This is a genomic window from Agromyces sp. P1_H4, assembly GCF_056405255.1.
This window is the reverse complement of the sequence record NZ_JBFUCL010000406.1, coordinates 1-3,000: the sequence shown is the minus strand read 5'-3', so window position 1 is coordinate 3,000 and position 3,000 is coordinate 1. Positions and strand designations below refer to the sequence as shown.

Here is a 3,000-nt window from a genome sequence, read left to right as displayed (position 1 = left end):
GGCCACGACGGCGGCGACGAGACCGGATGCCCCGAGCGCCTCGCTCGGCACGGAGGCGAGGAACGGCACGGTGAACGAGATGACCGTGTTCACCGTGGCATCCGTCACCCGCGACCGCACCCACAGGTTGGCCCGCCCGACCACCCAGCCGATCACGACGGCGACCGCGACGGCGAACACGAAGTCGCCGACGATGTCCCAGAAGGTCACGGTGGCCGCGGTCGCGGCGATGGCCGAGCGCAGCAGCACCAGAGCGGTCGCATCGTTCAGCAGGCTCTCGCCCTCGAGCACGGTGACGACGCGCGGCGTCACGCCGACGCGCTTCACGATCGAGGTCGCGACCGCGTCGGTGGGGCTGACGATCGCCCCGAGCGCGATGCCGGCGGCGAGCGTCACGCCCGGCACCAGCCACCAGAACAGGAGCCCGAGCGCGACCGAGCTCACGACCACGAGCGCGACCGAGAGGCCGCTGATCGCACCGAACTCCCGCCGGAACTCCATGGACGGCATCGACACCGAGGCCGAGTACAGCAACGGGGGAAGGACACCGGCGATGATCCACTCGGGGTCGACCTCGATGTCGGGCACGAACGGCAGGAAGCTCACGAGGATGCCGACGACGACGAGCAGGAGCGGTGCGGAGAACCCGAGCTTCGGGCCGATGGCGGTGGCCGCGGCGATGCCGAGCAGGCCGAGCACGGCCACGATCAAGAGTTCCACGAGGCTCCTCCCCACACGCCTGCCCGCCAGTCTGGCGCATGAGCGCGCGGCGGCGCGACGCGGCATCCGATCACCGCGTCGCGGTCACCGGGCGCGGAAGTCGGGATATCCCGGCCATTCCGTGGGTCCGTGCGACCGCACGAACTCGTGGTGCACGCGTTCGCAGGCGCCGCGCAGCGTCGTGCCCCAGCCGAGCAGGCGCCCGCCGAACTCCGCGCGGTATCGCACGGCGCCGTCGACGCGCAGGATCGTGACGGTGCCGTACTCGCGTCCGGTGCTGTCGACGAGCCGCCAGCGGCCCGGTTCGGGTTCGGTCGCGGCGAGGATCGGATGCCAGGTGGTGGCCAGTGCTGCTCCTTCCAGAGCGCCCCGGCCGGCGTGCTCCAATCGTACGTCGGCGGTCCCGCCTCCGCGCTCACAGCGAAGTCACAGCGGGGAGGCGTGGGATGCGGAACAGGGCGGCGCCGCAGCCGGTTCTACATGGTGACGTGCGACACCGCAGGGTGTCCCCCGTCGAGGCGCCGCAGCCAGCGACGCCCCCGAAGGAGGAACGAAGTGTCAGAGGACTACCGCAGGACTCCCGAGGCGGTCGCCCGCCTCACCCCGCAGCAGTACAAGGTCACGCAGGAGGAGGGCACCGAGCCCGCCTTCCGCAACGAGTACTGGAACCACCACGAGCCGGGCATCTACGTCGACGTGGTCTCCGGACAGCCGTTGTTCGCGTCGACCGACAAGTACGACAGCCGCTCGGGCTGGCCGAGCTTCACCCGGCCGATCGAGCCCGACGCGGTCACCGAGCGGGTCGACGGGTCGCTCTGGATGAAGCGCACGGAGGTTCGCTCGTCGGCCGCCGACAGCCACCTCGGCCACGTCTTCGACGACGGCCCCGCCGAGGCCGGAGGCCTGCGATACTGCATGAACTCCGCCGCGCTGCGCTTCGTGCCGGCGTCGGAGCTCGAGTCGGAGGGCTACGGCCGGTACCGCTCCCTGTTCCCCACCAGCAGCACGACCACGGATGCCGCGAGCGCGGCGTCCGAGAAGGAGGACGCATCATGACGGCCCCAGGCGACGTCACCCGCATTCCCGGAACCGAGACCGCCGTCCTCGCCGGCGGCTGCTTCTGGGGCATGGAGGACCTGCTCCGCAAGCGCCCGGGCGTGATCGACACCCGCGTCGGCTACACCGGCGGCGAGAACGCGAACGCCACCTACCGCAACCACCCCGGCCACGCCGAGGCGCTCGAGATCGTCTACGACCCCGCCAAGGTGTCGTACCGCGACCTGCTCGAGTTCTTCTTCCAGGTGCACGACCCGACCACCCTCAACCGGCAGGGCAACGACATCGGCACGAGCTACCGTTCGGCGATCTTCCCCCAGTCGCCCGAGCAGGAGGCGGTGGCCCGCGACACGATCGCCGACGTCGAGGCGTCGGGGATCTGGCCGGGTGACGTGGTCACGACGATCGAGCCGGCCGGCCCCTTCTGGGAGGCCGAGCCCGAGCACCAGGACTACCTGGAGCGCATGCCGTGGGGCTACACCTGCCACTACGTGCGCCCCGACTGGAAGCTGCCGAAGCGCAGCGCGGAGCCCGTGGCGTAGGCGCACCGGTCGCTGACCACGACGGCCCTGGCGGACGAGCGTCCGCCGGGGCCGTTCGCGTCAGCCGGGCACGACCCCGCGCACGGTCCACGCCCGCGCCACGAGGCGGATGGACCCGTCGGGCTCCGTCGGCACGAGCTCCCGCAGCCGTTCACGCAGGCGTTCCCGCGCGGGCTCGTCGATCGACATGGCGTAGGCGGGCGCGACGCCCTGGCCGCCGAGGAACGGCGTCCAGTAGTCGTCGAAGTCGGCGAACGGCGTGGGCACCTCGACGGCCCCCGACTCCACGTCGACGAGTCCGGCGCTCGCGAACCGCCAGCTGAGTCCCTCCGGCGTCAGCGTCTCGAAGCGCGCGCCCTCATCGAGGGCCGCGGCCCTCGGGTCCAACTCGACCGCGGCGCGCCAGAACCAGCGCATGAGCTGCATCCGGTCGGCGTAGTCCCAGACGTACCCGGCGACGATCCCACCGGCGACGGCGACCCGCGACATCTCCGCAAGGGCGGCGTCGAGGTCGGGGAGGAAGTTGAGCACGAGCCCCGACACCACGACGTCCACCGACGCGTCGTCGAGCGGCAGGGCCGCGGCATCCGCCCGATGGAAGGTCACCCGGTTGCCGAGGTGGCCGACGGCGGCCTCGAGGAACCCCTTCGACGGCTCGACGCCGTCGACCGAACCGGGATCC

At 71.8% G+C, this 3,000-nt stretch carries 5 protein-coding genes; 2 read left to right on the top strand and 3 right to left on the bottom strand.

Annotation, left to right across the window (positions count from 1 at the left end):
* Both AC1DY2_RS17985 and AC1DY2_RS17980 read right to left on the bottom strand, forming a co-directional pair.
* Positions 1 to 720, bottom strand: a 720-nt coding sequence (locus tag AC1DY2_RS17985; RefSeq protein ID WP_476763654.1) for a cation:proton antiporter domain-containing protein, incomplete at its 3' end; no start/stop codon positions are given.
* Between the two features lie 84 nt (positions 721 to 804).
* Positions 805 to 1,107 (bottom strand): hypothetical protein, encoded by a 303-nt coding sequence (locus tag AC1DY2_RS17980; protein ID WP_476763653.1) that lies wholly within the window; start codon positions 1,105 to 1,107, stop codon positions 805 to 807.
* A gap of 168 nt (positions 1,108 to 1,275) precedes the next feature.
* Between AC1DY2_RS17980 and msrB the strand changes: the two genes are divergently transcribed.
* Complete coding sequence (gene msrB, locus AC1DY2_RS17975) at positions 1,276 to 1,776, top strand: peptide-methionine (R)-S-oxide reductase MsrB (protein ID WP_476763652.1); 501 nt, start codon at positions 1,276 to 1,278, stop codon at positions 1,774 to 1,776.
* A complete protein-coding gene (gene msrA / locus AC1DY2_RS17970) occupies positions 1,773 to 2,318 on the top strand; it encodes a peptide-methionine (S)-S-oxide reductase MsrA (RefSeq protein WP_309978051.1) in 546 nt (181 codons plus the stop codon). The genes msrB and msrA overlap by 4 nt, the downstream gene beginning before the upstream one ends.
* 60 nt (positions 2,319 to 2,378) lie before the next feature.
* Here the strand turns inward: msrA and AC1DY2_RS17965 are convergent.
* Positions 2,379 to 3,000: class I SAM-dependent methyltransferase (locus tag AC1DY2_RS17965; RefSeq protein WP_476763651.1), on the bottom strand; the 622-nt coding region annotated here is incomplete at its 5' end.